The 20,099-nt window shown below is 51.8% G+C and carries 23 protein-coding genes and 1 tRNA gene; 9 read left to right on the top strand and 15 right to left on the bottom strand.

Annotated features, from left to right (window positions below):
- Window positions 1-120: 120 nt before the first annotated feature.
- On the top strand, window positions 121-1,647 hold the full coding sequence (locus PKH29_01585; GenBank protein ID HNX13529.1) for a YifB family Mg chelatase-like AAA ATPase: 1,527 nt from the start codon (window positions 121-123) through the stop codon (window positions 1,645-1,647).
- 204 nt (window positions 1,648-1,851) lie between these two features.
- Here the strand turns inward: PKH29_01585 and buk are convergent, their stop codons facing one another.
- From buk to PKH29_01535, 10 genes are all read right to left on the bottom strand, one after another.
- The gene (gene buk, locus PKH29_01580; protein ID HNX13528.1) at window positions 1,852-2,919 is read right to left on the bottom strand and encodes a butyrate kinase; all 1,068 of its coding nucleotides are present in this window, start codon (window positions 2,917-2,919) and stop codon (window positions 1,852-1,854) included.
- A gap of 2 nt (window positions 2,920-2,921) precedes the next feature.
- Window positions 2,922-3,185, bottom strand: a complete 264-nt coding sequence (locus PKH29_01575; protein ID HNX13527.1) for a hypothetical protein — start codon at window positions 3,183-3,185, stop codon at window positions 2,922-2,924.
- A 91-nt stretch (window positions 3,186-3,276) separates the two neighbouring features.
- Window positions 3,277-3,903 (bottom strand): ECF transporter S component, encoded by a 627-nt coding sequence (locus tag PKH29_01570; protein HNX13526.1) that lies wholly within the window; start codon window positions 3,901-3,903, stop codon window positions 3,277-3,279.
- A gap of 163 nt (window positions 3,904-4,066) precedes the next feature.
- Window positions 4,067-4,846 carry a type III pantothenate kinase gene (locus PKH29_01565; protein ID HNX13525.1) on the bottom strand — a complete coding sequence of 260 codons (780 nt, stop codon included), beginning with the start codon at window positions 4,844-4,846 and terminating at the stop codon, window positions 4,067-4,069.
- A gap of 36 nt (window positions 4,847-4,882) precedes the next feature.
- Window positions 4,883-6,295, bottom strand: a complete 1,413-nt coding sequence (gene cysS, locus PKH29_01560; GenBank protein ID HNX13524.1) for a cysteine--tRNA ligase — start codon at window positions 6,293-6,295, stop codon at window positions 4,883-4,885.
- Complete coding sequence (gene cysE / locus PKH29_01555; protein HNX13523.1) at window positions 6,292-6,921, bottom strand: serine O-acetyltransferase; 630 nt, start codon at window positions 6,919-6,921, stop codon at window positions 6,292-6,294. The genes cysS and cysE overlap by 4 nt, the downstream gene beginning before the upstream one ends.
- Window positions 6,921-7,931, bottom strand: a complete 1,011-nt coding sequence (gene galE / locus PKH29_01550; GenBank protein HNX13522.1) for a UDP-glucose 4-epimerase GalE — start codon at window positions 7,929-7,931, stop codon at window positions 6,921-6,923. Before galE ends, cysE begins: the two co-directional genes overlap by 1 nt.
- A gap of 249 nt (window positions 7,932-8,180) precedes the next feature.
- Window positions 8,181-8,408 (bottom strand): acyl carrier protein, encoded by a 228-nt coding sequence (gene acpP, locus PKH29_01545; protein ID HNX13521.1) that lies wholly within the window; start codon window positions 8,406-8,408, stop codon window positions 8,181-8,183.
- Between the two features lie 374 nt (window positions 8,409-8,782).
- Window positions 8,783-9,325 carry a rubrerythrin family protein gene (locus tag PKH29_01540; GenBank protein HNX13520.1) on the bottom strand — a complete coding sequence of 181 codons (543 nt, stop codon included), beginning with the start codon at window positions 9,323-9,325 and terminating at the stop codon, window positions 8,783-8,785.
- 24 nt (window positions 9,326-9,349) lie between these two features.
- The gene (locus PKH29_01535; protein ID HNX13519.1) at window positions 9,350-9,739 is read right to left on the bottom strand and encodes a transcriptional repressor; all 390 of its coding nucleotides are present in this window, start codon (window positions 9,737-9,739) and stop codon (window positions 9,350-9,352) included.
- Between the two features lie 137 nt (window positions 9,740-9,876).
- Between PKH29_01535 and PKH29_01530 the strand changes: the two genes are divergently transcribed.
- Complete coding sequence (locus tag PKH29_01530) at window positions 9,877-10,563, top strand: DUF421 domain-containing protein (GenBank protein ID HNX13518.1); 687 nt, start codon at window positions 9,877-9,879, stop codon at window positions 10,561-10,563.
- 222 nt (window positions 10,564-10,785) lie between these two features.
- Here PKH29_01530 and melA read toward each other — a convergent pair whose 3' ends face one another.
- Window positions 10,786-12,105 carry an alpha-galactosidase gene (gene melA / locus PKH29_01525; protein ID HNX13517.1) on the bottom strand — a complete coding sequence of 440 codons (1,320 nt, stop codon included), beginning with the start codon at window positions 12,103-12,105 and terminating at the stop codon, window positions 10,786-10,788.
- Window positions 12,106-12,301: 196 nt separating this feature from the next.
- On the opposite strand from melA, the gene PKH29_01520 reads away from it, so the two are divergent.
- Both PKH29_01520 and PKH29_01515 read left to right on the top strand, forming a co-directional pair.
- The gene (locus tag PKH29_01520; protein HNX13516.1) at window positions 12,302-12,763 is read left to right on the top strand and encodes a GNAT family N-acetyltransferase; all 462 of its coding nucleotides are present in this window, start codon (window positions 12,302-12,304) and stop codon (window positions 12,761-12,763) included.
- Between the two features lie 119 nt (window positions 12,764-12,882).
- Window positions 12,883-14,436 carry an ABC-F family ATP-binding cassette domain-containing protein gene (locus PKH29_01515; GenBank protein ID HNX13515.1) on the top strand — a complete coding sequence of 518 codons (1,554 nt, stop codon included), beginning with the start codon at window positions 12,883-12,885 and terminating at the stop codon, window positions 14,434-14,436.
- A 188-nt stretch (window positions 14,437-14,624) separates the two neighbouring features.
- On the opposite strand, the gene PKH29_01510 is transcribed toward PKH29_01515, so the two are convergent.
- Window positions 14,625-15,398: a hypothetical protein gene (locus PKH29_01510; protein ID HNX13514.1), complete on the bottom strand. Its 774-nt coding sequence runs from the start codon at window positions 15,396-15,398 to the stop codon at window positions 14,625-14,627.
- Window positions 15,399-15,639: 241 nt separating this feature from the next.
- On the opposite strand from PKH29_01510, the gene PKH29_01505 reads away from it, so the two are divergent.
- Window positions 15,640-16,413: a hypothetical protein gene (locus PKH29_01505; protein HNX13513.1), complete on the top strand. Its 774-nt coding sequence runs from the start codon at window positions 15,640-15,642 to the stop codon at window positions 16,411-16,413.
- Between the two features lie 147 nt (window positions 16,414-16,560).
- Here PKH29_01505 and fliB read toward each other — a convergent pair whose 3' ends face one another.
- A complete protein-coding gene (gene fliB / locus PKH29_01500; GenBank protein ID HNX13512.1) occupies window positions 16,561-17,634 on the bottom strand; it encodes a flagellin lysine-N-methylase in 1,074 nt (357 codons plus the stop codon).
- 298 nt (window positions 17,635-17,932) lie between these two features.
- Between fliB and PKH29_01495 the strand changes: the two genes are divergently transcribed.
- Complete coding sequence (locus PKH29_01495; GenBank protein HNX13511.1) at window positions 17,933-18,223, top strand: GNAT family N-acetyltransferase; 291 nt, start codon at window positions 17,933-17,935, stop codon at window positions 18,221-18,223.
- A gap of 60 nt (window positions 18,224-18,283) precedes the next feature.
- Complete coding sequence (locus PKH29_01490) at window positions 18,284-18,439, top strand: GNAT family protein (GenBank protein ID HNX13510.1); 156 nt, start codon at window positions 18,284-18,286, stop codon at window positions 18,437-18,439.
- A 117-nt stretch (window positions 18,440-18,556) separates the two neighbouring features.
- On the opposite strand, the gene PKH29_01485 is transcribed toward PKH29_01490, so the two are convergent.
- Window positions 18,557-19,024 (bottom strand): DUF1259 domain-containing protein, encoded by a 468-nt coding sequence (locus PKH29_01485; GenBank protein HNX13509.1) that lies wholly within the window; start codon window positions 19,022-19,024, stop codon window positions 18,557-18,559.
- A gap of 124 nt (window positions 19,025-19,148) precedes the next feature.
- Here PKH29_01485 and PKH29_01480 point away from each other — a divergent pair.
- Window positions 19,149-19,224 (top strand) — tRNA-Gln (locus PKH29_01480).
- A 339-nt stretch (window positions 19,225-19,563) separates the two neighbouring features.
- A complete protein-coding gene (locus PKH29_01475; protein HNX13508.1) occupies window positions 19,564-19,716 on the top strand; it encodes a hypothetical protein in 153 nt (50 codons plus the stop codon).
- A 29-nt stretch (window positions 19,717-19,745) separates the two neighbouring features.
- On the opposite strand, the gene PKH29_01470 is transcribed toward PKH29_01475, so the two are convergent.
- Window positions 19,746-20,099 (bottom strand): 2'-5' RNA ligase family protein (locus tag PKH29_01470; GenBank protein HNX13507.1); only part of this gene is annotated, 354 nt, incomplete at its 5' end.

Here is a 20,099-nt window from a genome sequence, read left to right as displayed (position 1 = left end):
AAGATACAGTCTGCGCATCGCAAAAGACTTAATCGCGGCGTTTTTCAATCTGCTTCTCGCAGCAAATACCGCTGTTCACTTTTATAATAATTATCGGCTTGATACGGGAGGGTGAAAAATTTGTTCTCTGTTTTTTCTTTCGGCACTTTCGGGATGGACAGCTATGTAGTCCGGGTAGAAGCGGATTATGCCAGAGGCATGTTTTCGTTTGACGTCGTCGGACTGCCCGATGCTGCCGTACAGGAATCGAAAGAACGGGTTCGGGCGGCCATACGAAACAGCGGGTTTGAGATGCCGATCGGTCATTATGTGGTCAATCTTTCACCCGCCGACGTCAGAAAAGCCGGACCGGTCTATGATCTGCCGATTCTGATGGCGATTTTGGCTGACAGCGGGCAGATCGAATTCGACGCCAAACAAAACGCCTTTATCGGTGAGCTCTCTCTTGACGGTGAACTGCGCCCGGTGCGCGGCATTGTCGGAATGCTGATTGCGGCGCGGGAAGCTGGTTATCAAAACGTGTTCATCCCCGAAGGCAACCGCGACGAGGGCGGCGCAATTGAGGGCATCACCGTGTATCCGGCGAAAAGCGTCAATCAGATTTATGCGCATTTAAAAGGCGGGCCGCAGATTGAATCCGCCGTATTCTTGGATGAAAATACTTCAGAAAGCGCATTTTTGGATTTCTCCGAAGTCAAAGGGCAATATGAAGCCAAACGGGCGCTTGAAATCGCGGTGGCCGGTGCGCACAACGTGCTGATGATCGGGCCCCCGGGCAGCGGAAAGAGTATGCTGGCAAAGCGGATTCCGACCATCATGCCGCCGATGACCCTTGACGAGTCGCTTGAAACGACGAAGATTTTCTCCCTTGCCGGGCAGTTGCACGGCGGCGCAAGCCTGATCAAGACGAGGCCTTTCCGGGCGCCGCACCACACGATTTCGACCGCAGGGCTTTCAGGCGGCGGCAAAATTCCGGGACCCGGCGAGATTTCGCTCGCGCATAACGGCGTATTGTTTTTGGACGAGTTCCCGGAGTTTTCCCGGCAGGCCATGGAAGTGCTGCGCCAGCCGATCGAGGACGGCACGGTGATGATCTCGCGGGCAAGCGGCAGCGTGCGGTTTCCATGCAACATGATGCTGGTTGCAGCGATGAACCCCTGCCCCTGCGGCTTTTTCGGGCATCCCAGCAAGAAGTGCATCTGCTCAGTGAGCGCCGTCGAAAAGTATCTGGCGAAATTGTCCGGGCCGATGCTCGACCGGATCGACATCCATATTGAGGTACCGCAGGTGGAATACGAACAGCTTTCCTCGAAATCGGGCGAAGAAAAAAGCGCGGAAATCGCAAAGCGCGTCTTGAAGGCGCGGGAGATTCAGAGGGAACGGTTCGGCGGCGCCGTCCGAAGCAACGCAGATATGACTCCCGCCCTGCTCGAGCAATATTGCGCGCTTGAACCGAAAGCAGACGAGCTGATGCACCGCGCGTTCGACCGGCTGGGGTTATCGGCGCGCGGACATGACCGACTGCTCAAAGTGGCGCGCACCATTGCAGACCTCGACGAAAGCGAGGCCATCAAGCCCGACCATATTGCCGAGGCAGTACAGTATCGGGGACTGGAACGGAAATATTGGCACAGGCAGAGGTTATAAAGTCAGTTCCGAAGTATTTCGCCCGCGACACTCCGGGAATGGACTCATAAAGGCTTATTGAAACTTCTCCCCGTGCACTTGTTGATAACAAGATCCTTCGACTGCGCTCAGGATGATAAAACAAAGGCCGCCAAAGTCGGCCTTTTCGGCGGGATGAAACGAACGCGGTTCGATGCGTCCCGCCCTACTTTTCGGTATCTATAATTACCATTTATATTCTTTTGCGCGCTCTTCGCCTTTGAGAACGCGCAGCGCTCCGGAGGAGAGGGCGAGCATCTCGTCTTCGCCCGGGTAGACCAGCACCTGGGCGATGAGGTCAACTCGTCGCTTGATGGCGCCCGTAAAACGGTTCGAATAGGCAAGCCCGCCGGTGAGGACGATGGCGTTGACGCGGCCTTCGAGCACCGCCGACATCGCGCCGATCTCCTTGGCGACCTGATAGGCCATCGAATCCATCACCAAAGCGGCGAATTCGTCCTGGGTCTTGATCATCTGCTCAACTTCGCGCAGGTCGTTTGTCCCGAGGTAAGCGGAGAGACCGCCGCCGCCCGAGACAAAACGCATCATCTCCTCTTTGGTCTTGCCCGAGTAGCACATATCGATGATGCGGGCTACGGGAATTGCGCCGCAGCGTTCGGGGGTGAACGGGCCCTCGCCCGCAAGGCCGTCGTTGACGTCGATCACCCTGCCGTACATATGCGCGCCGACCGTGATCCCGCCGCCCATGTGCGCCACAATGAACCGGCCGTTTTCATAGTCGATATTCAATTCTTTTGCGGCGCGGCGGGCGACCTGTTTGGTGTTCAATGCGTGAAAGACACTGCGGCGCTCAATGCCCGGAATGCCCGAGAGCTTGGCGCAGGGGTCCATCTCGTCGACGACGACCGGGTCTACCACATAGGCGGGCATACCGTAATTCTGCGCCATCTCAAACGCGATGATGCCGCCGAGCGACGACGCGTGCACGAGCGCCGAAGCGCTTTTCAGATCTTTTATCATAGCTTCGTTGACTAGATAGGTGCCCGAATCGATGGGTTTGAGAATGCCGCCGCGCCCGACGACGGCAGTGAGCGATTCGGGGGTGATGCCGTTTTCTTTAAGCGTGTCGAGGACGTATTGCATGCGCATGTCTTTTTGCGCCAAAATGCCGTTATGGACGCCGGTTTCGGCGGTATTGTGATAGATGGTCTTTTCGACGATCCGGCGCTGGTTTTCGTCAAAGACCGCGATTTTGGTGGATGTCGAACCGGGATTGATGGCTAAAACAAGCATATTTAAACCCCCAATTCTGCGATTTTTCGGGTGATGGTGTCGTCTTCGATGGCGATGCTGTAGATGCTCTCGATATCCTCGAGCCGCTTGGTCAGCGCGTCGTCGATCTGACCTTTGTCGAGCTTGATGATCATGACGGATTTTCCCGGCTCGGCCTCAAAGGTGATCAGCACCGAGATGTTCCAACCGCAGCGGCGGATGATACCGACGATGCGGTCCAAGACACCGAGCTTGTCGACGACGAACAGCTTGTAGATTTTTCCCACGGGAGACCTCCTTAACTGATATGGATGAACCGGACAGGCCATTTTAAAACCCCCGCGAAGAATCGGTTCGCAGGGGTTTTGTTTTATCGGTTCAGGCTTTTTCTTTCTGTGTCGATTGATAGGGAAGAAACTTTGTCAGAGCGGTGCAGATTGCCGAGACCAGAATCGCGGCGACGCCTGCCTCGACCAGGCCGTTCGTGGTCGCGACGCCGATGACGACGCCGCCGACGGCGGTAAGCGAAATTTTATAAATATCTGCGATCACCGGAGCGGCGAGCAGCCAGAGCGCGCCGAGGTAAAAAATCGTATTGTACAATGAACCCAGTGCGCCGGTAAACGCATAACCGAGGTAACGGCGCTTTTTAAACACCTTCTCAAAACCTCGTGAGGTCAGACCCGCAAGACCGCCCATGACGAGGCGCGGGAAAAACGCGATTACAAAATAGATCAGCGGACTTTGCTGGATGATGGTGAGCGCCACAATATCGGTCGTGCTGCCCGTCAGCGCGAGAATGAAACCGAGCAGTCCCCAGAATCCGCCGAGAATCAAACCGGCAGTCGGACCGAGAATGATTGCGCCGATGATGACCGGCAGATGATAAATCGTCGCGACAATCGGCCCGATCGGAATAAACCCGATGTTCAGGACAGTCAGCACGACGATGATGGCGACGAGCACCGCAAGGCGCGTCAGATAAGATACCTTTTGATTGCGCATGAAAATTCCTCCTTGCTGTCCCCCGCTATGGATGGCGGTGGGACGCTGTCCGGACAGGCGTCCGGTCGTGGATCAATCGTCAACAAAAATGTCTGTAAGACGATTTTCCGTATGAGTTTATTATATGGAGTTTTTTTTGCCTGTCAACCGATATTTTTCGTTCCTATGTGCGGTTTTTTGACAATGTATTAATGTTGTAGATGGTCAAAAGACCCTGCAGGATCAAATTCGGGCGCAGGCTGAGTGCATGCCGGCAGCAGCCGGAGATGGTGTCGGAGAGCCCTCCGGTCACGACGACCGTGCATTTCTGACCGAGTTCTTCCTCCATGCGGTCAATCATGCCGTCCATCATTGCGGCGGTGCCGAAGATCATACCCGAGCGCATGCAGTCGATGGTGTTGTCTCCGATGACCTTTTTGGGCTTTTTCAAGTCGATGTGCGGCAGCTGGGCTGTGCGCGAGGAGAGCGCGTCGAGCGAAATCTGAACCCCCGGGGCGATCATGCCGCCGATGAAACGGTTGCCTGACAACACGACCGTCGCCTTGGTGGCGGTACCGAGGTCGAAAATGATGATCGGCGGTTTGAATTCGGTCAGCGCGCCGACAGCGGACGCGACCATATCCGCGCCCATCTGGGCCGGATTTTCGATTTTGATATCGAGCCCTGTTTTAAGGCCCGCGCCGATGACCATCGGCTCGACACCGTGATATTTTCGGATACCGTCGGCAAACACAGAAGTCAGCTGCGGAACTACCGAACTGATGACCGCGCCATCCGCCTGCAAGGTCACTTCGTGCAGTTTTAAAATTTCGCGGATTTCGGCGAAATATTGGTCGGTCATGCGGCGTGTGTCGGTTTGCAGGCGCGACACAAACAAAAGGTTGTCCCCTTCATAAGCGCCGATGGTGATGTTGGAATTTCCGATGTCGAACATCAAGAGCATAAGTAAGAGTCCTTTCTAAACGTGCGGGGAACAATTTTAAATTTTTGAAAACGTCGTTCCTTGGGGGGTGTCGATGAGGAGAATCCCCCGGGACTTAAGGTCGTCGCGGATGCGATCGGCTTCGGCAAAGTTTTTGGCTTTCTTGGCGGCCGCGCGCAGATCGATCTGTGTCTTGATATCCGCATCGTCACCGCGTTCGCAGGGGGCTTGGGATAAGGCGTGTTTTTCGGCGGCTTCGAGCAGGCCGAGAGACAGAACCGTATCGAATTTTGCGAGGAGAGCGCGTTTGGTCGCGCCGTTTGATTCAGATTTGAGCACATCGTAGATCGCCGTGACCGCGAGCGAGGTGTTAAGGTCATTTTCCATCGCCTCGGAAAATTGGGCGGTGAATTTTTCAACGGCGGTTTCGTCGATTGCGCCCTCTTTTTTAAGGACCGCAATTTTGCAAATGAGTTTATCGTAGGCGGAGACGGCATTGTCGAGCGCCTCGTCGGAGAACATCAGGGTTTTGCGGTAGTGCGAAAGCAGGCAGAAGAAACGGTAGACAAGAGGGTCATAGCCCTGCTTTTGCAAGACGGAAAGGGTCAGAAACTCGCCCGAAGATTTGCTCATTTTCCCTGCATTTGTATTCAGGTGGTGCGCATGAAACCAGTAATTGCACCACTTGCGGCCCAAATACGCCTCGCTCTGGGCGATCTCGTTGGTGTGGTGCGGGAAGATGTTGTCGACGCCGCCGCAGTGGATATCGAGCCGCTCGCCGAGAGTTTTCATGCTGATGCAGGAGCACTCGATGTGCCAGCCCGGATAGCCGAGGCCCCACGGACTGTCCCATTTGAGTTCCTGATCTTCGAACTTGGATTTGGTGAACCACAATACGAAATCGGTTTTATTGCGCTTATTTTCGTCTTCTTCAACGCCTTCGCGCACGCCGACGGCGAGGTCTTTTTCGTCCTGTTTATTAAAGACGTAATATTCTTCGAGTTTGGAAGTGTCGAAATAGATGTTGCCGCCGGTCTCGTAGGCAAATCCCTTTTCAATCAGAGAAGAAATGATCTTGATGAATTCGTCGATGCAGTTTGTCGCGGGCACGACGATTTCGGGCTTTTTGATGTTCAGCTTTTTGCAGTCGGCAAAAAACGCGTCGGTGTAGAATTGCGCGATCTCCATAACGCTCTTATGTTCACGCTTCGCGCCTTTGAGCATTTTGTCCTCGCCGGTGTCCGCATCGCTCGAGAGGTGGCCGACGTCGGTGATGTTCATGGCGCGTGTGACCTCGTAACCTGCGAAACGCAGGTACTTTTCGAGCACGTCCTCCATGATGTAGGTACGCAGATTGCCGATGTGGGCAAAATGATAGACGGTCGGGCCGCAGGTGTACATCCTGACCTTGCCCGGCTCAATCGGAATAAATTCCTCTTTTACGGCGGTTAGGGTATTATAGAGTTTCATTTCTTTAGTTCCTTTTTGATGTTGTCGATCTCGATTTGCAGGCGGCAGAGTTCCTGCGCGACCGGGTCCGGGATGTGAATCTGGTCGAGGTCCTGTACGATTTTTTGGCCGTCCCGTTTGACGATGCGCGCGGGGACGCCGACGGCGGTGCAGTTCTCGGGAATTTCTTCGAGCACGACAGCGCCCGCTGCGATTTTAGAGTTATTGCCCACCTTGAACGGGCCTAGCACTTTTGCGCCTGTTCCGACCACTACGTTGTCGCCTAATGTCGGGTGGCGTTTACCGGTATGTTTTCCGGTGCCGCCGAGCGTCACGCCCTGATAGAGCGTGCAGTTGTCACCGATCTCGGCTGTCTCGCCGATCACGACGCCCATGCCATGGTCGATAAACAGGCCTTTTCCGATTTTAGCGGCGGGGTGGATTTCAATGCCGGTGCGGCGGCGGGTGGTCTTGGCGTACCAAAACGCCGGAAAGTAAAGCTTATGTTCATAGAGCCAGTGCGCGACCCGATGGCGGCGCACCGCCCGAAAACCCGGATAGAGAAAATAGACCTGCGCTGCGGTTTTTGCCGCCGGGTCACTCTCCAGAATGCGGTTGATGTCGTATTTGCAGCTCATAAAAATCATTAAAGATTGTGATCCTTGCAGTATTGCTGCCAGCGCCAGGCGTCACGGCACATATCTTCAAGGTCGTATTGAGCTTTCCAACCGAGTTCGCGCTCGGCTTTCCCGGGGTCTGCGTAGCTCTCGGCGCTGTCCCCGGGTCTGCGTCCGACGATATCATAGGGGATCTCTTTACCGGAGGCCTTTTCCATCGCATGCACGATTTCGAGCACCGATTCGCCGCGGCCCGTTCCGAGGTTATAGACATAGACGCCGCTGCGGCCCGTGAGTTTGCCGATGGCAGCGACATGGCCGCGCGCGAGATCGACGACATGGATATAATCGCGGACCCCGGTGCCGTCGCGGGTGGGGTAATCGCCGCCGAAGATCTGCAGGCGCGGCAAAATTCCGGCTGCGACCTGCGACACATAAGGCAGGAGGTTGTTCGGGATATCGTTGGGCCTTTCGCCGATCAAACCGCTCGGGTGCGCGCCGATGGGGTTGAAATAGCGCAGCAAAGCTACCGACCAGCCGGGGTTTGCGCCCTGGATTTCGCGCAGCATCAATTCGGAAAAGAGTTTTGTCTGACCGTAGGGATTGATGGCGGAGAGCGGGAAATTTTCGCTGATCGGAACCGATTTCGGGATGCCGTATACGGTCGCGGAAGAAGAAAAAATGAGTTGTTTACAGCCGTTCTTTTGCATCGCGGAACACACCGAAAGCAAGGAATTGAGGTTATTTTTATAATATTTCATCGGGTTCGAAACCGACTCCCCGACGGCTTTATAAGCGGCAAAATGGATGACGCAGTCGATCTTTTGTTGCGCAAAAATCGTCGAGAGCATGGTCTCGTTGGTGACGTCGACCATATAAAAGTCGTAATTTTTACCGGTGATCTGCCGGATACGGTCGTTGACCGTGGGGGAAGAATTGCTGTAGTTATCGACGCTGACGACCTCGTAACCGGCGTTTAACAGTTCGACGATGGTATGGCTGCCGATGAATCCGGTGCCGCCCGTGACCAAAATTTTCATAAACATCCTCCGATCCGCTGAATATCCTTATTATATAGTAAAATGGCAATATATGCAACAAACGACCGGCATTGATGCTATCGGGAAACCACCGAAACGTTTCCCGCGGCTCAAACGCGTTAAGAACCTGCATCGCGTTTGCAACGTAGCGCACGCTTCCGACTTTGCCTCCCTTGTTAAAGGTAGGCAAGAAGGAAAAATAAACAAAAAAGCGCCCGATTGCCGGACGCCTTTGTTAAACGAATTGAGTCAGGAGTTGGCTTCGATGTAGCGCACGATGTCTCCGACGGTTTTGAGGTTTTCGATCTCGGAATCCGGGACTTCGAGGTCAAATTCCTCCTCGATGGACATCACGAGCTCAACCAAGTCCAGAGAATCCGCGCCGAGATTATCGGTGACGCTGGCGTCCATGGTGACTTTGTCGGGTTCGATGTCGAGCTGGGTACAGATGATCTCGCGGATTTTGTTGAATACCATTAATGATTCCTCCAAATAGAATTATATAAATAAAGGGTTTATCGCAGGCAAAAATCGATTGACGAAAATCATTATACTATCGCCTATGATGGTTGTCAACACTTTAAATATGCGCGAATTTTACAAAACAGTATTCCTTTAAAAAGAGATTTTACGGCGGTAAAGCCCGAAAAACCGGAGATAAATATGATTTCGGAAAAAGGCGGCAATAAAAACGACAGGTTGAGGCGATGCAAAGCAAGTAAGAATTCATCCGTACTGCGGCCCTATTCTATTATTGATGACCGGTTGTTTATGCAGTAGAATCATAGCTGTCCGTATTTTTGGGAATAAAAAAGCGCCCATGAAAGGCGCTTTTTCAATGTGGTTTTATTTTAATAATTTTCGCATCTGACGGCGAAGAACGACTGGGGATGTTCGCAGACCGGGCAGACCTCGGGGGCCTTTTTGCCGATCACGATGTGGCCGCAGTTGCCGCACTGCCAGACCGTGTCACCGTCTTTGGAAAACACGACGCCGCCCTCGATGTTGGAAAGCAGTTTGCGGTAGCGTTCCTCATGAGACTTTTCGATTTTGGCGACCAGTTCGAACAGAGCCGCGATCTTGGCAAAACCCTCTTCGCGCGCGTCTTTGGCAAAACCGGCGTACATGTCGGTCCACTCGTAGTGTTCGCCCGCCGCAGCGTCGGCAAGGTTCTCTGTAGTAGCTGGGACACCGCCGTCATGCAGCAGTTTGAACCAGATTTTCGCGTGCTCCCTTTCGTTGCCCGCGGTCTCTTCGAAAATGTTCGCGATTTGCTCATAACCGTCTTTGCGCGCCTTGGAAGCGAAATAGGTGTATTTGTTGCGCGCCTGGGATTCTCCGGCGAAAGCCGCCATCAAATTCTTTTCGGTTTTGCTGCCCTTGAGTTCTTTCATTTCAATTCTCTCCTTTAAAATAAATTATTTTGCAATTTGCAATTTACAATCCGCACAAATTCCCGTAAAAATAATCTCCATATCTTCGATTACGAAATTTTTGCATTTCGGCGGATTTACGGCCAAATCTGGTGCCCGCATGCTGACATCGGAAACACAGCCGCAATTGCGGCAGATCGCATGGTAATGCGGGGCGATGTTGTGATCCACGCGTTCCGCGGCGTTCGGCATCGGAATGCGCAGAAGAGCGCCGTCATCGCACAGGATATTGAGATTGCGGTATACGGTGCTTTTGCTGATACCGGGAAAACGGGCGCTGACACAGACATAGACTTGTTCCGGTGTCGGGTGGTTGGAGAGCGCTTTGACCGCTTCCAAAACCAAATCGCGCTGAATGGTGTTTCGCCTGTTCATGGTCCGTCCTTCCTCTCGGAATCAATTTCTATTCGGATTATATATTAATAATAAATCCTTGTCAAGAGATTTCTGAAAATATTTCAAAATATTTCGGAAATAATGACCGGAGAACACCTTGAAAGGATTAGAAGCTGATGAGAGAGATTTTAAAAGCGGCCGGAACGGCGTTGATTGCATCGGTTGTTTTATTTGCCCTGACCCGGCTGATGGGAAAACGGCAGATTTCACAGCTCGGGGTTTTTGATTACATCAACGGGATCACGATCGGCTCAATCGCCGCAGAGCTTGCGGTATCGGGGTTTAAGGAGTTTGAAGTCCCGCTGACCGCAATGATCGTGTTCGGATTGGTACCCATCCTCACTTCTTATCTGACGGACAAATCCATTTGGATCAGGAAAATCATCACGGGAAAACCGGCTATATTATTTGACGGCGGTAAATTTTTAATGGAGAATTTTAAGCACGCACGAATCGATATTAACGAGTTTTTGTGCCGCGTCCGCTCCGCGGGGTATTTTGATCTCTCCGACATTCAAACGGCGCTGCTGGAACCGAACGGCGAGATCAGCTTTCTCCCGGCTGCGGACAAGCGCCCGCTGACACCGCAGGATATGAACCTGAAGCCGCCGCAGGATACGCTGAAAGTTGAGCTGATCATCGACGGGAAAATTTTATATAAAAATCTCGGGGAGATCGGCAAGGACGAGCAATGGCTGATGCAGGAGCTGAAGAAACTGAATGCGGCGAGCGTGATCATGATCGCGCTCGCCACCTGTGACCGGAATGACAATGTGTGCGTGTTTTTAAAAGACCGAATTTAACGCAGCGGAAAAAGGCTTTGCAAGGGTAAAGTGCAAAAAGAAGTTTAAAGTGACAATACCGAGGGTTTTTCTTCATTAAGCATGGTGGTACCGAGATTCTTCGACTCCTGTATTTTGCGCTCCGCTCATGATGACAAAACAAGAGCGAACACAGTGGTTCGCCCTTGTTTTTTAAGGATATTTCACTTTATATTTTTAAAATTTTTAGTTTGTACTTGAATTCTATTTAAAGTAGCCAAGGTAGGCCTTTCCGGCTTCGAACATCTCATCGACCATGGCTTGGATTTCGGAGGGGCACAGCACCGCGGAGGTCAGCGGATCAAACAGGATGGCGTGATAGATCTTGCGCTTGTCACCGTCAATACATCCCTGCACCGCGAGTTCTTCGCAGCGGGCGCTGGTGTTGACGAGTACCGCAAGTTGGTCGGGAAGTTTGCCGACTCTGAACGGTTTAATGCCGTCCTTGCCCGCGCGCACCGGCGCTTCAACGCAGCAGCCCTCGGGCAGGTTGTCGATGACGCCGAAGTTGCGGATGTTTCCGTTGAATTCATAGGGCGTATGGTCGCCGAAAATGGCGTTGAAGATCGCGGCGGCATATTCGTTGCCGCGTTTGAGGTCGACGGTTTCTTCGGCCATCCAGTCATCCATATCCTTCATCCACTTGCCGTCTTCTTCGCGCTTGAAATATTCTTTGAGGATATAGGCGTATTCGCCGGGGTTCCAACCGGTGCCGTGGGTGCAGTATTTTTCGATCAAATCGGGGCGTTTGCGGAACCAAGCGTTATATTCGGAGTTGTGGCCGGAGGACTCGGTGACATAATAGTCGAGCGCTAAAAACATCTCGTTGCGGACCAGTTCTTCGTTATAAACCTCGGGCTTTTCCATCGCCTTTTTAATCAGCGGATAGGCATCTTTGCCGTTCCATTTATAATCGATGTAAAACGCCTGATGGTTGATGCCTGCGCAGGTATAGGTAATCTCGTCCATCGGCGCGCCGATCCAGCGGGCCAGCATGCTCGCGGTGCCCTGTACGCTATGGCAAAGGCCCGTGACGTTCATCTTGGTCTGGCTCTGCAGATAGCGGCACAGCATCGCCATCGGATTGGTATAATTCAACACGATGGCGTTCGGGCAATATTTTTCGGCGTCGCGCAGGATCTCGAGCATTTTGGGCGCGGTGCGCAGAAAACGGAAGATGCCCGACGGACCGCGCGTATCGCCGACGTTGATATCGACGCCGTATTTTTTCGGGATCTCGATGTCGGTACGGAAAATCTCGGGGCCGCCCGCCAAAATGGTGATGACGATGCCGTCGGCGCCTTTGAGCGCCTCGGCGCGGTCGAGCGTTGCGGTGATGGTGGCCGGATAATTGCCTGCCGCGACGATTTTCCGGGCCGCTTTTTCACTGTAAGAAAGGCGGTCTTTGTTGATGTCCATCAGGCAGATATTCGCGTCTTTGAACGCGTCAAAGGTCAATAGGTCGCGGACAAGGCCGCGAGTAAAGCCGAAACTTCCGGCTCCGATAAATGCGATTTTTTTCATGGTCAAACCTCCACGCAGAATTGAGAATATTATAAAAGATTTGGGGTGAAAGAGCAAGCAGAATTGACAAAAAACCATGATTATGATAACATAGGCGCGTGTAGGGTGAAAAATGATCATGGGTGAGTGGTAACAGTATGAAAAGAATTTCGGAATTTTGCTCTGTTCCCGGCGAGCGGTAGCAATTTAAATTGATATGATTACGATATTTAGTGTTGCCGACAGACCGCAGTTCACGAATGAAGCGGTCGGTTGGTTTGCCTCGAAATGGGGGATTGCGCGTGAAGCGTATGAACAGAGTTTTGCCGACATGAACGAAAACGGCGGGCCGCTTCCGAAGTGGTTTGTCGCCGCAGATGAAAATGAGAATATTGTCGGCGGATGCGGATTGATTCAAAATGACTTTGTCGACCGCACCGACCTGTTTCCCTATGTCTGTGCGCTGTATGTGGAAAAAGCGGCGCGCGGGCAGGATCTCGGCGGAAAACTGCTCGAATTCGCGCGCTTCGAAGCCGCCAAAAGCGGCTTCGAAGCGGTGTATATATGCACCGACCATACGAGTTATTATGAAAAATACGGCTGGCGGTATCTGGCGCAGGGCGTCGGAGACGACAAAAGCCCCTGCCGAATCTATACCGCGCCTACTATAAGGAATTGAAGGTCGAAATTAGATTTTCGACCCCGGAGTTTTGGCCTCTCTATATAAAACTATAAAAATTAATGTGCATATAATACGGCCATAACATCCCTCCTTCTTCGAAAGGAAAGATAATACGAATGAGTGTATTGGAAGTAAAAGAGCTGTGCCATACCTTCGGGGACGCACCGCTTTTCAACAATGCGGAGATGGAGCTCTTCGGCGGCGATAAGATGGGCCTGACCGGCCTGAACGGCGCGGGAAAGAGCACCTTCATCAACATGCTGACGGGTAAACTGCTGCCCGACAAGGGACAGATCAAATTTAACCACCGCCTTCGGCTGGGCTACATAGACCAGCTGCTGGCCATCGATTCGGCGCTCACGGTGCGCGAGTTTCTGCGTACGGCGTTTTCGGAGGCCTACGAAGCAAACGCAAATATGCAGAAGGCGTTCACCGAAATAGCCGATTGCAGGGACGAGGCACAAATCGCGCAACTGACCGCGCAATGCGGCGAATGGCAGCAGATTCTTGACCGTGACGGGTTTTACGGACTGGAGGCGAAAATCGAAAAGACCGCCGCCGGGCTCGGTCTGAACGCGTTCGGGCTGGACAGACCCGCCGCGCAGCTCTCGGGCGGTCAGCGCGCAAAGGTCATGCTGGCGCGGCTGCTGCTCGAAGAACCCGACGTGATGTTGTTCGACGAGCCGACGAACTTTTTGGACATTGAGCACATCGAATGGCTGGTGAAGTATCTTAACAATTTCAAAGGGACTTACATGATCGTCTCACACGACTATAAGTTTTTAACCCGTGTGACCAACTGCATCTGCGATATCGAACACGGCAAAATCACCCGCTACGGCGGCGACTACGAGACTTTTGCAAAACTCAAAGAGGAGCGGCGCGTCGCCTACATCAAGGATTACGAGAGCCAGCAGAAGCAGATTGAGAAGCTGCAGGATTACATCGACCGCAACATCGTGCGCGCGTCGACTTCGAAGATGGCAAAGAGCCGCCGCAAGGAACTGGAGAAGATGGACGTCCTCGACAGGCCGACGGACAGCCCGGAGCCGACTTTCTCGTTTAAATATCAGCCGATCACCGGGCGCGAGGTGTTACTGACTAAAAAGCTCTCGGTCGGATACGATTTCGCGCTGCTGCCGCCGATCGATCTGCGGCTCGTACTCGGGGAAAAAGTCGCCGTCACCGGATTTAACGGCATTGGAAAGACGACTTTTTTAAAGACCGTGTGCAAGCTGATCCCATCCATTTCGGGCGAGTTTTTGTTCCACTCCAAAGCGACGGTAGGATATTACGAGCAGGAGAGTGTGTGGGATCAGACTGAGTGGACGGCGTTTCGATACGTCAAGGAGTGGTACCCGTCGGTGGCGGACGTCGAGATCAGGCGGGCACTGGCTTCATGCGGACTCTCGGCGAAGCTGATCAACAAGCCGGTTTCACAACTCTCGGGCGGCGAACAGGCCAAGATCAAGCTCTGCCGCGTGATCTTTAAGCCGTATACGCTGCTGATTTTGGACGAGCCGACCAACCACCTCGACGTCAAGTGCATTGCGCGCCTCAAGAAGGCCATCACGGATTTCGCGGGCAGCGTGATCTTCGTGTCACACGACAAAAATTTCATCGCCGAGGTCGCTGACCGCGTGGTTGATTTTGAGAAGCTGTTTGATTGATAAAGTTACTCGCATCGACAGCAAAGAAGAACCACCCTGTCATGAACAACGTATGAATCATACCACCTCTCCATAAGGAGAATTTTTAACCTGTTATGAGCTTATCAACAAAAGAAAGCGCGGTTTTCTTAAAAAAAACCGCGTGGTTTTGTTGTATTTTGGTTTATGAATGAAAGCTGATAAAAAGGTTACTGCGATGAAAGCGGGGAGGAAAGACCGGTTTGAAGAATTTTGACGCTCTCGTAGATGGGGTAAGCGGTGCCGTCCGCTTCATAGCCGACCTTAAATGTGACTTCAAGCAGGTTAAAAGTGCGCCCGTATTGAACGAATGGTGCCCAATTGCCCTCTGAGAGCATCGACCCGGCCTGTTCGTCCGTATAAGTCCAGCCCTCATCAAAGGAATAAGGCACATGCAGGCAATAAAACTGCCCGACATAGCGGTTTTCGCCCGCTTGCGTCAAAGAACGCGGCACGGCGTGATAATTGGATTCATAACCCCACCCGACGGCGCGGATGCGGTCGGTGCTGCCCGGGAGCGCTTCGGTCATACCGTTTTCGGTATAATCGGTCAGCTTTTTATTAAAATGCTTCAGGGTTACTGCGTCATATTCCTCGCGGGTATTCCCTGTTTCCCAGTTGTAATTTTTCATTGTGACCACCGCGTAAGCGGCCATCTGGGCGTCAGAGATGCTTCCGTCCGCACTGCCTAAAAACTGAAAACCGAGGTCTTTTGTCAGCAGTTTGCCCATTTGGGTTTTGGCGGTATCCGGTGTACTGATGGTACCGGACGGTTCGGATATATTCGAGGTTATCGGCGGTTTCAACGCGTCGGGAAGATAGATGACGCCGGCAGTAATGATCAGTACAGCCAAGGCGCCGATAATCCAAAGCGCCGGTTTTTTGTAGTTTTTAAAGTTCCTGCCGGGTGATTTTTCACCGGGTTCGTTTGACAGAAGAATCATTTTAGGTCTCCTATGTGTTTTTTATCCGGTTTGGATTTTTTAAAATCCGGTTTCTTCCATTATTTTATACAAAATATGAGCAATTATGTCAAGCGTGGGTAATGAAATAAAAGCGGCCGTGTTCAGGTGTGGACAGGACAAGGGAGATGTGGTATATTTTCGATAGAATTTATAGGCGGGCGACGCAGTACGCCCCTGCTATACGATCGGCGGTGAATGCCGCTTGGAGAAAAGAGCGGAAATGGTAAAGGAAAAAGGGGTTTCGGGAGTCGGAGAGGCCAAAAAAGAGCGGTTCAGGACGGCGTGCGAAGAGATTATCGAGGGGGCACGTGAAGAAAACGGGATCGGGACCCTTTCGGAAAAGACGCTGCACGCGGTGTTGAAGCGCTATTTTGAACTGGACGGCGGCATCTGCGAGATCAAATTCGGGCGGTATTTCGCCGATGTAGTATTGGGCGAGCTGGGTATTTTTGAAATTCAAACACGGGATTTTTATGTGCTTCGCAATAAACTCGAGGCCTTTTTGAAGATTGCCGATGTGACCGTAGTCTACCCGATTCCGTATCGAAAATGGCTATGCTGGATCGATGGTGAGACCGGAGAAACCACGCCGAAACGAAAAAGCCCCAAGATCGGGTCGGTATACGACGCGTTCCCGGAGCTTTATAAAATCAAGATGCAACTGGATAACTCCAAACTGCACCTTTGTCTGGTGCTGCTCGAATTTACCGAATACCGTTTTCTGAACGGGTGGAGCAAGGATAAAAAGAAAGGGTCGTCGCGCTGTGAACGCATTCCGAATGATTTGACAGAGGAATTTTATATTCAGGATATCGAAGATTATAAAAAATTGATACCTGAGGGGCTGCCCGCCCAGTTTACCGCAAAAGATTACGCCGAGGCAGTCAAGCGCAATCACCGGTTAGGGCAGACGGCACTGAATGTGCTTGTTCATGTCGGCGCAGTCAGGCATGTCGGGAAAAAAGGGAATCTGTTTTTATACGAGCGGACATAGGCGCGCCGCTGTTGCGGCGAGAGACATTGTAAGGTAATAGGTAATAGTGAATAATGAATAGGTAAGGTACCGCGCGGCGGGAGATCAAGAGGTAATAGCGAATAGCGAAAAGGTGCGGTATCTCAATCTGTCCTCTGCCCTAGCGAATTACGACGCGTTTGAGGGCGGCATGATGTCGTCGGGGCGGAAACCATCGGGGTCATTACGCAGAATCAAAGCGGCATTTCGGTAAAAATCCGAGTGCTCGATATAGCGAAAAGCGGCGGCGATCGCGTCGACAAAAGCGGATTTGCTCTCGCAGAGGCAAATTCCGATAAAACGGACCAGGGTCCAGGCGGAGTAAAACGAGATATAGACGTCACGTGGGGTTTTGCAGGCGGGGATATCGGGGAACTGCTCATAAAACAGGTGATTGACCATCAGGTTTTCAAAATAATCGTCGCAGTCGGGCAAAACGGTATAGGCGCGGCGCAAGGCTTTGAGCCAAAGCGCGGACGAGAGTTGGAGATCGGAACCGGGCAAACCGACTGCGGCAAGCGCTTTTTCTCCGTATTCGGCGATGTTGGGGCTGATCCCCTTAAAAATCGAAATCAGCTTTTCGGCGGTTTGCAAAAAATCGGGTGTCTGATGCTGCGCAAACGGAATCGGCTGAGGGTTGAGCAGGAGATATCCGATCAAAATGATGCGCTCGCGCAGAGAGAGTGATTGATTTTGCATCGCTGTGATACAGCGGCTGCGCAGGTCGGCTGCGGCTGAAACGTTCTGATTCGGTATCGGGGGCGCGGCGGAAAGCTCCCGTTCAACGAAGAAAAATTGCAACGGACAAGTTTGGTCGATTAATAACTCGACGGTGGCTTCACAGCTTGCGGAACAACAGCCCTCAAATTGAATCCCCGATTTAAAAGAGCGCGGATATAGGCGGCAGACCGAAGGCAAAATGCTTTCACCGCAGGCCTGATGTAAGGTGCAAAAACCGTCGTCACCCAAAAGACGGCAGGCACCTTCGAATGACGGGGAGACGAAGGCATAGGCCTCACGGGTGGGGCGGTCAGCGATATAAAACGCGCTGTCCAATGTGCGGCGCAGCTGCGGGGAGCATGAAAGACCGAGCAGCCGAAAATACTCGGCCTCGGAGAGTGAGATGCCCCAGCCCTTGCAGCAGACACTGCGGCAATCACCGCATTTACACTTGAAATCGGGGAAATATGCGGGGACAAGCACATTGACTTTTCCCGTACAAAGCCGCCTCCGTGGTCAGAATACGAGATATTATAAGGATTATCTCGGAATTTTGTCAAGGAAATTTTTTTGGCTTGTATAACGCGCGGTGTGCAGGTGGTTGCGGTTGGACCGATACCACGGTATAATTGAGAAAATATGATTCGGGCAAATACATAGCCGTCACATCGACAAGCGATAAAATTACCCGATAGCGGAGTGCTTCGTTTGACTTCCTGAAACGGAATCGATCTTGACGAGATCAATGCCCGTTTGCAATTAAGATAAAGGAAAAACCAGCATGGAGAAGGAACGGTTAATCATCAGAAGATTCCGACCCGAGGACGGGGCAGATTTATACGATTATTTATCACGCGAAAAAGTCGTCCGGTTTGAGCCGTACGGCGTGTTTTCGCGGGAACAAGATGAGCGGGAGGCGGCGCGGCGCGCGGATGACGAGGCATTTTCGGGCGGTTTGTTTAAAAAAAACGGAAAGCTGATCAGTAATCTGTACTTGTCCGAACAAAATTTTGAAACCGGGGAACCGGTATATGTATTCAATTCGGATTTTTGGGCAAGGATATACTTTTGATGCATTAAAGCATTGATAGATGATGTTTTTCTATATCAAGACACACGCAGGATTATTGCAATGTGTAATCCGCAAAATGAGCGGTCATGGCGGCTGCTTGAACGGTTGAGCATGGACCGCGAGGGGCATTTGCGGCAGAATATCTGGTTTAAAACCGATAAAAACGGGTGTATGATTTGGCAGGACACCTATGAATACGGAGTATCGGAAGTTTAGTGGAAAGCAAATGATATCACGCAGAAAAGCGGTATTAAATGAAATGAAATATGTAATCCCCCCGTTAAGAAAACAAGGGGGACAATTATCGTTTATATAACAGAATAATTAAAGCGTTTAGAAGTTGTTCATGGCGCGCTGCATTTTTTGAGCAAAAGCGGCGGGTTCTTCTACCGAATTCACATGCATATAGAACAGTCGTGGGCTATCGTTTATATGGTGGTTGTGAAGTGCGGTGACATTCAAGCCCTGACTGTTCATGCTGTTCATAAAGGATCTTACTTCTTCCTGACGAAGCACGATTTCGGCAAGATTCAACGTTCTACCCTGACGATCCATTGATTCATATGAGAACATCATATCCCGGGCGGCTTTTGATGGTCTTCCGTTAATAATCACACCGAAATTTCTCATTTTGGATACTTCGCAGAGATCACCGTCGAATTCCGTTACATTTCCACCCAAAGTATTTGCAAACCGATTACATACATTCCTGTTATTCATGGACTGATCTCTTTGGGCTGAAAATTCGTTACCGTCCGCATTCGGCATATCCTGCATTTCCTGTTGCTGCAGGTTTTCCATAATATCGCCTCCTTTCCTGTTTCATTTTATGACGGTGCGGTGAATAAGTGCAAAGTCGCTATGAACTCCTTGCAAAATCCGCAGTTTAATGATATAATTCCGTTTACCGCGAAAGCGGCGATTTTGGGGTGTAGCCAAGCGGTAAGGCACGGGACTTTGACTCCCGCATTTCGGTGGTTCAAATCCACCCACTCCAGCCAAAACAAAAAGCGCCTAACAGGAGCTTTTTTGTTTACAGCATAAGTTATTATGAAGTGGATTTGAACCAGGGCGTGGGAGCGATATGCGATCAAAGGGAGCAAATGGCGACCAAAAAACAGTCTGGGGGACTGTTTTTTAGCCCTCCAAGCGAAGCGCGATGGAATCCACCCACTCCAGCCAAAAACAAAAAGCGCCTAACAGGAGCTTTTTTGTTTATAGCATTAGTTATTATGATGTGGATTTGAACCAGGGCGTGGGAGCGATGTGCGATCAAAGGGAGCAAATGGCGACCAAAAACAGTCCGGGGGACTGTTTTTCAGCCCTCCAAGCGAAGCGCGATGGAATCCACCCACTCCAGCCAGAAAAAAGCTCTGCTGCCGCAGGGCTTTTTCAGTGATATTCGCCTGTCTCAGGCGAGTGAGATCGCCTTTGGAATTGATATTCAGCATACGCTGAGTGGCAATGCCAGGGGCTGTGATGGGATTTTATAGATTTATATTTATTACATTAAATTGAATCGTTATAAACCTTTACCGAACACCTCGGTGTAGGTCAGTTTGCCGTTGATTCGGTCGGAGCGCATCAGGGAGATGCGGCCGACGGTCATGGAGGCGGTCGGGATACTCAGTTTGACGTCTTTCGCCTGCACTTCCCTTGCCAACGTGATATGCGCCTTGAACGGTTTGGCATCAATGTCAATGTTTCGCTTCAGAAGTTCGATTCTCACAGAATCCGCGAGCGAAGAGAGCGCCGGACTTTTTTCGATGCCCGCCCAATAGATGTCGCCGAATTTCCCCGCTCCGCCGACGGTCAGGTCAAACGGCGCAGCAGTTACCGCCGAGAGAGCGGCTTTGGCCTCGGCGATGCGGTCGCT

Source organism: Oscillospiraceae bacterium, assembly GCA_035353335.1.
Classification (GTDB): Bacteria; Bacillota; Clostridia; order Oscillospirales; family JAKOTC01; genus DAOPZJ01.
The sequence above is the reverse complement of the archived record's forward strand: the minus strand, read 5'-3'. Positions and strand labels throughout refer to the sequence as shown.